8 protein-coding genes are annotated in these 6,337 nt (G+C 63.7%); 3 read left to right on the top strand and 5 right to left on the bottom strand.

The features are described 5' to 3' along the window. From VMW12_14105 to VMW12_14095, 3 genes are all read right to left on the bottom strand, one after another. Nucleotides 1-487: hypothetical protein (locus VMW12_14105; GenBank protein ID HUZ50857.1), on the bottom strand; the 487-nt coding region annotated here is incomplete at its 3' end. Continuing rightward, nucleotides 484-1,389 carry an ATP-binding cassette domain-containing protein gene (locus VMW12_14100; protein HUZ50856.1) on the bottom strand — a complete coding sequence of 302 codons (906 nt, stop codon included), beginning with the start codon at nt 1,387-1,389 and terminating at the stop codon, nt 484-486. The genes VMW12_14100 and VMW12_14105, both read right to left, overlap by 4 nt. Next, entirely contained in the window at nt 1,376-2,761 is a 1,386-nt protein-coding gene (locus VMW12_14095) for a cytosine permease (protein HUZ50855.1), read from the bottom strand. Before VMW12_14095 ends, VMW12_14100 begins: the two co-directional genes overlap by 14 nt. Nucleotides 2,762-3,012: 251 nt before the next feature. On the opposite strand from VMW12_14095, the gene VMW12_14090 reads away from it, so the two are divergent. Next, the gene (locus tag VMW12_14090) at nt 3,013-3,276 is read left to right on the top strand and encodes a hypothetical protein (GenBank protein HUZ50854.1); all 264 of its coding nucleotides are present in this window, start codon (nt 3,013-3,015) and stop codon (nt 3,274-3,276) included. A 4-nt stretch (nt 3,277-3,280) separates the two neighbouring features. Here VMW12_14090 and VMW12_14085 read toward each other — a convergent pair whose 3' ends face one another. After that, on the bottom strand, nt 3,281-4,714 hold the full coding sequence (locus VMW12_14085; protein HUZ50853.1) for an aminopeptidase P family protein: 1,434 nt from the start codon (nt 4,712-4,714) through the stop codon (nt 3,281-3,283). A gap of 83 nt (nt 4,715-4,797) precedes the next feature. Between VMW12_14085 and VMW12_14080 the strand changes: the two genes are divergently transcribed. Continuing rightward, nucleotides 4,798-5,349: a hypothetical protein gene (locus VMW12_14080; GenBank protein ID HUZ50852.1), complete on the top strand. Its 552-nt coding sequence runs from the start codon at nt 4,798-4,800 to the stop codon at nt 5,347-5,349. A 16-nt stretch (nt 5,350-5,365) separates the two neighbouring features. Then, entirely contained in the window at nt 5,366-5,728 is a 363-nt protein-coding gene (locus tag VMW12_14075) for a DUF202 domain-containing protein (protein ID HUZ50851.1), read from the top strand. Between the two features lie 12 nt (nt 5,729-5,740). On the opposite strand, the gene nadC is transcribed toward VMW12_14075, so the two are convergent. Beyond that, nucleotides 5,741-6,337: carboxylating nicotinate-nucleotide diphosphorylase (gene nadC / locus VMW12_14070; protein ID HUZ50850.1), on the bottom strand; the 597-nt coding region annotated here is incomplete at its 5' end.

Genomic DNA, 6,337 nt, shown 5'->3' with positions numbered 1-6,337 from the left:
ACGAGGAAAATTTGGAATCGATCGGGTGGATCGCGACGGGGATGGCTAACAACGAGGTTATGGCCGCCTTCGACCCATGCATCGCCAACTGCACCTGCAGCGGGAGCAAATCGGCGCGGACTTCCGCGCGCGGCACGCTCCCCGGATCGCGCGCGAAGATCGCGACGTGGAGGCGGTCGCCCACCCGCGAAAGCACGATGGCGGACGACGCGTGGTGCGCTTTCAACAGCGCGATGTCGACGGTCGTGGGCGCGAGCGTGGCGGCGATATCGAAATCGCCCTTGAGTAACGGAACGGCGGGCGTGGTAAGCGCGGAATCGCCGACGACGATCGCTTGCTTGTTGCCGCTAAAAGCGCCGCCGAGCAGGCTCGGCAATTGGATGAACGCGAAAATCCCGATCGCTCCGATGACGAGCCCGATGATGAACGGACGCGACTTGATGCGCCGGGTGAGTTCGGCGACGTAAACCGTGACGAAATCGGTCATGCTGCGGCTCCTTCACCGATGGCGTGGAGATATATTTCGTGCAACGACGGCTCGACCGCCTCGAATCCCGTAACGGCGTCGGCCTGCACGAGCGAGCGCAGAATCGAAGCGTAGTCGGCGTCCGCCCGCACGACGTATTCGAGCGTACTTTGCACTCCCGGTACCGGTTGCGTATTCGGCAACGCGTCCAGAATATGCGCGAGGCGCTCGCTACGCGGCGTGACCCGCAACACGCGCGTCGGCCACGCGGCGCGCAGTTCGGCCAGCGACCCCTCCACGCGATTGATGCCGCCCGCGATGATGCAGAAGCGATCGCAGAGCGACTCGAGCTGCCACATTTGATGGCTGGAGAGCACGAGCGTCGTTCCCGCACGTTTCATTTCGTTGAAAACCGCGAGGAGCGTGTCGGCGTTGACCGGGTCGAGCCCGGAGAACGGCTCGTCGAGGATCAAGAATTCGGGCTCGTGCACGCAGGCGCACGCCACCTGCACCTTTTGCTGGTTGCCTTTGGAGAGTTCGGCGCACGGCCGGTCCGCATACTCGCTCAATCCGAGCCGCTCCATCCAGCTTTGCACGGCCGGCGTGAGCTTGGGCTCGCGCAAACGGTGGAGTTGCGCGAAGTACGCGATCTGTTCGCGAACCTTCATTTTCCCATAGAGGCCGCGCTCTTCCGGGAGGTAGCCGAAGCGCCGGCGACTCTTTCCGTCGATCCGCTCGCCGCTCCACGAGATCGTGCCGGCGTCGGGGGTAAGGATGCCTAAAATCATGCGCATCGTCGTGGTTTTTCCCGCGCCGTTCGGGCCGAGAAGCCCGAACGTCGATCCGCGCGGTATGGAAAAACTCACCTCGCGAACCGCGTGAACGTTCCCGAAATCTTTGGCGATGCGGTCAACTTGTAGCATGCAGGTGCTGTCCTTTACGAATCCGCGCGAACGCGTACGTGCAGAGTGCGGCGACGATGAAGCCGACGTAGTACGAGAGGTCCCCGAGCTCCGGATGCGCGTACGCGATCGGGCCGACGAACCAGGCTTGGTTCCAAAACGGGAGCGAAGCCGCCAGGCCCACGATCCACGCGAGCGCGCCGAAGCCCCAAGCGGGAGCGTCCTCGACGCGCCGCGATTCGGCGCGGTGGGCGAGCCAATCGGCAAAGACGACGCCCGCCCACGGCGACGCCCAGTACGAAAGGAGAAGGAGGAAGTTGGTATAGTATTCGGCCGTCGAACGCGGATGGCCGCCGCCGGTTGCGATCGCCGCGCCGACGACGCCGACCGCTAACGCCGCCACGGCTCGCGGGATCCGAATGCGAAAGGCCACCAGCGCGGCCAGTGCGCCGGAGTAGAGATTCATGCAGTTGGCGGTGAGCGTCCCGAGTACGACGGTCGCCAGCACGAGCTTGGCCACGAAGTTCGTGCCGAGCAGCGCCACGATCGCCTCGGTGGGAATCGTGGTGGAGAAATCGACGTGGCGTGCGGCGGTCACCGTGGCTGCTCCCATGATCTCTAACGCGATGCACGGTAGCGCGCATCCTAAGAACGAGTACCACCACACCGCGCGCGGGTTACTGGAACGGGGAAGATAGCGCGAATAATCCGCCGCGCACGGCACCCAACCGGTTGCGTACGAGAACGCTAAGGCGCCTGCGAAGATGAACCCCGCGAGCGCCCCACCCGCGGCCATCGGGGCGTGCGCGTTGAACGGCACGTTCCATCCTGCGTGCGGCAGCGTTGCGAAACCCAGAATGGTGAACCCGATCGCGAGCAGAACGGCGCTGACCGTTTCGAACAGGCGGATGAGGTTGTAGCCGTAAACGGCCAGGACGATTTGCAATACGAGCATTCCGCCGAGGCTGGCGAGATACGGCCACCCCGCGATGCTCTGCAACGCATATGCGCCGAACACCGTGTTGATCGCGAACCAGCCGACGCCCGCGAGCAGGCTGAGCGTCGCAGGCCCGACGTTCCCGAGCACCCCGAACGGCATTCGCGATGCCACCATCTGCGGCACGCCGTACTGCGGGCCGAACGTAGCCAGAATGCCGAGCAGTCCGAAGCCGACGAGGTTGCCGATGACGATGCCGATGGTTGCCGAGCGTAAGTCGGTACCGTAGAGCGCCGTGATGAAGACGCCCACCATCCACGTCGCAATCTCGGCATTGGCCGAAAACCACATCCCGAACAGATTGCGCGGCGAGCCATGACGCTGCGCCTGCGTGACCGGCTCGATCCCGGTCGGTTCGACGACGAGCAGTTGGTCTTTGTAAACGGGATCGTTCAAGCAGCTCCCTCCGTGCAGGAGCTAGTAAGGCGAGCGAAGCATCGGCTCCTTGGTTCGTCCCATCGTTTTTCTAGGAGTCTGTCGGAGTTGAGCCGTTTTCGGATTTGGTGCCGAATTTTGTTCGGAGACGAGGCGCGAAGAAGGAGCGAAGCCGTAGCTTCGTGACTGATGAGCAACGAAGTATTCGGACAAAAGGCGGCCCGAAGACGGAAACGTGTTCAACTCCGACAGGCTCCTAGTGTGGAGGTAAGATGAGTCCGGATAACGCGAACGCCCTCGGAAGTATGTTCGGCGGTATGTTGGCCACCATATTTTTGGTGGGAGCCGTCGTTACGGTGTTCTTCGTCTGGTGCTTCTGGCGCGTCTTCCAACGCGCCGGTTTTAACGGCGCGCTCGGGCTACTATGCCTGATCCCGACGGTCGGCCCCCTGGTCTGTCTGCTGATTCTCGCATTCAGCACCTGGCCGATCGAGCAACAATCCGTCCCCGTGCACGGCGGCGTGCCGATGGCGTAGCCGCTTAGGCCATCAGTTCCGCCATCCAGCGTTCGACGGCGTCGGCCTGCGATGGAAGGATGCCCGAGAGATTGTCCGGCGCGCCGGCGGTGACGGCGACGTCGTCTTCGATGCGCACGCCGATGCCGCGAAAACGCTCGGGCACGGTGGCGTCGTCGGGCTGGAAATAGAGGCCGGGCTCGACGGTGAGCACCATGCCCTCGCGCATCTGCCCGTAGCGGTACTCTTGCGCGCGGGCGCTCGCGCAGTCGTGCACGTCCAGGCCGAGCATGTGGCTGACGTTGTGCAAGGTGTACCGGCGATAGTACGGCCGCTCCGGATCCAGCGCTTCATCGAGCGACGATTTCAGGATCCCGAGATCGATCAAGCCCTGGGCGAGGACGCGCATCGCGCGACGGTTCGGTTCGAGGAAATCGTTGCCGGCGCGCACCGCATCGATGCCGGCGCGCTGGGCCTCCCAGACGATGTCGTAGATCGCGCGTTGCTCGCCGCTATACTTCCCTGCGATAGGGAGCGTGCGCGTGATATCGGCGGTGTAGAGCGAGTCGCATTCGACGCCGGCATCGAGCAACAGCATGGCGCTGCGTTCGAGGCTTCCGTCGTTGCGATTCCAGTGCAGCGTGCATGCGTGGTGCCCGGATGCGGCGATGGTGAGGTAACCGACGTCGTTGGCTTCGATCCGCGCGCGGCGCCAGTAGGCGGCTTCGATTTCGCGCTCGCTTTTGGCGTGCGGAAGAATGCGAATGACGTCCTCGAACGCGCGCTTGCTGATCTCGCAGGCTTTGCGTAGCTCGGCGATCTCGTAAGAATCTTTGATCAGCCGCATCTCCGAAAGGTGCGCGGCGAATTCCGTATCGTCGTCGCGTTTGGGGAAGATCGCGTCGATCTGCTGGTTGTGTCCGCGTAACACGCAAACGGGCTGATTCGAATCGCGCAGTTCGCGCAACAGCGGCGCGATCTCTTGGAGCGGGTGGCATGCGTCGACGCCAAAATACGCGGCGCTCTCTTCGATGCCGCGATGGCGCCCGACCCAGAGTTCGCCATGGTTGCGATCGGTAAAGAACTCGGCTTTGCCGCGGTTGTGCTCGCGGGCATAGAGGACGCAACGGTGGCTATCGCCGGCCGGCTCCATCACCAGGAGCGCGCCGGGTTCGCCGTCGCCCATCAGGTAGACGAAATCGCTCGCTGGGCGGAAACGAAAGAACGTATCGTTGGCGCGAACGTGCTCCTGGCCCGCCGGGATCACGAGGCAACAGCCCGGGAAAGCCCGCGAGAGGGCCGCGCGACGCTGCTGCAGGCGCCCGAGCTGGGGGTGCGCTCCCATTGCCGGGGCGGCCGCAAGCCACCCGTCGGACATGAACTCTACCAGCGCCGGAGGCGAATCGGAATCGTGGCTGGCGGCGGTTGTGGGGCGTTCGGTCGTGCGTTCTGTGGACATCGTAAAATGAGGATTCGATTTGAAAACCTTCCCACCCGCATCGTTCACAGGTTCTTCTCTGAGTCCAAAGTTACAACGAGGCTATGAATACCAAGGCAATAGTGCTCGGGCTCGCATTGACGCTCGTCGCTCCCCTCTCGGCTCTCGCCGACGGAACGACGACCCCTCCATCGCACCCGCAGCTCACCCAATCCCAGCGCCAAGCCATGCATCAAACCTTCGACGGATTTCGCAAGAAGTCGATGGCGTTGCACGAACAGACGCGCACGCAAATCCTCGGAGCGCTGACCCCGGCTCACCGGACGCTCCTCGCCTCCCTCGTCGCGCAACTCGCCGTGGCGAACCAGCCCAACCCCAAAGAGGCCGCGCAGCAACTCGACGGCCAACTCTCGGCTAGCGAGAAAAACGCCATCCTCGACGCGAGTAAGAACTTCCACACCCAGGTGGTTGCTCTGCACGAGCAGATGCGCGCGCAGATGAAGTCCGAGCTACCCAATATGCCCACGCGCCCGATGCACCCGATGGGACCCGGCGGCCCGATGGGTATGCACCGTGGAGATAAAGACGGGGCGATGCACCACACGCCCGACGCGGGCATGATTCTCCTACGAACGGCGATGGCTCCGCGCCATTAGCAGCGAAGGCTTCGGTATGAAGCCTTCGTCAACCGATGTGCTGGCGAACGAACGCACGTTTCTTGCGTACGTTCGCACAGCACTCGCCTTTATCGGATTCGGATTCGTGATCGCACGGTTCTCGCTTTTTACGCGGGAGTTTGCCGTGATCGCCCATACCTCCGTTCCACACGGCTCGCTTTCCACGACCTTCGGCACCGCGATGGCGGCGTTCGGCATCGTGATCGCGATGATGGGCGCGTGGCGGTACGCCGCTACCGATCGGGCCATGCGCGCAAACGAAGTCCGGGCGCTCTCTACGGCTATGGGCTACGTGGTGGCGATCGTCGTCGGTGCCATCGGCGTGGTCGTCGCTTTCGCGCTGGTTTCCTATTCGTAGGCGCGCGTAGCGCTACGGCTCGATATCGAGGCCGATGTCGAGCGAGGGCGCGCCGTGTGTGAGCCAGCCGACCGAAATGAGGTTCACGCCGCTGTTCGCAACGGCCAGAATCGTTTCGGGCCGGATGCCGCCGCTCGCTTCGGTCAGCACGCGGCCGTCGACCATCGCGACCGCTTGCGCGAGCTGCTCCGGCGTCATGTTATCCAGGAGTACGGCGTCGATCGGTTCGCGGAGCGCTTCTTCGAGCTGCTCGAGCGTATCGACCTCGATTTCGACTTTGACCATGTGGCCGATTTGCGTGCGCACCGCCGCGACCGCGTCGTGGATCGAGCCGGCCAGTGCGAGGTGATTATCCTTTATCAGCACCGCATCGTCCAAACCGAAGCGATGATTGCTGCCGCCGCCGCAGCGCACGGCGTATTTCTCCAGCACCCGCAGCCCCGGCGTCGTCTTGCGCGTGCACACGACGTGCGCGCCGGTGCCTGCAACCAGATCGACCAGCGCGCGCGTAGCCGTTGCGATGCCGCTGAGCCGTCCGAGCAGGTTGAGCGCCGTGCGTTCGCCGGTGAGGAGCGTTCGCGCGTTGACGCGCAGATCGGCGATCGTGCT

Source organism: Candidatus Dormiibacterota bacterium (assembly GCA_035532835.1).
GTDB lineage: Bacteria > Vulcanimicrobiota > Vulcanimicrobiia > Vulcanimicrobiales > Vulcanimicrobiaceae > DAHUXY01.
This window is presented reverse-complemented; position numbering and strand designations above follow the sequence as displayed.

Coding starts and splice junctions, on each gene's coding strand:
- VMW12_14085 (HUZ50853.1), bottom strand. CDS start 4,714: ATGTCCACAGAACGCACGACCGAACGCCCCACAACCGCCGCCAGCCAC.
- VMW12_14075 (HUZ50851.1), top strand. CDS start 5,366: ATGAAGCCTTCGTCAACCGATGTGCTGGCGAACGAACGCACGTTTCTT.
- VMW12_14080 (HUZ50852.1), top strand. CDS start 4,798: ATGAATACCAAGGCAATAGTGCTCGGGCTCGCATTGACGCTCGTCGCT.
- VMW12_14090 (HUZ50854.1), top strand. CDS start 3,013: ATGAGTCCGGATAACGCGAACGCCCTCGGAAGTATGTTCGGCGGTATG.
- VMW12_14100 (HUZ50856.1), bottom strand. CDS start 1,389: ATGCTACAAGTTGACCGCATCGCCAAAGATTTCGGGAACGTTCACGCG.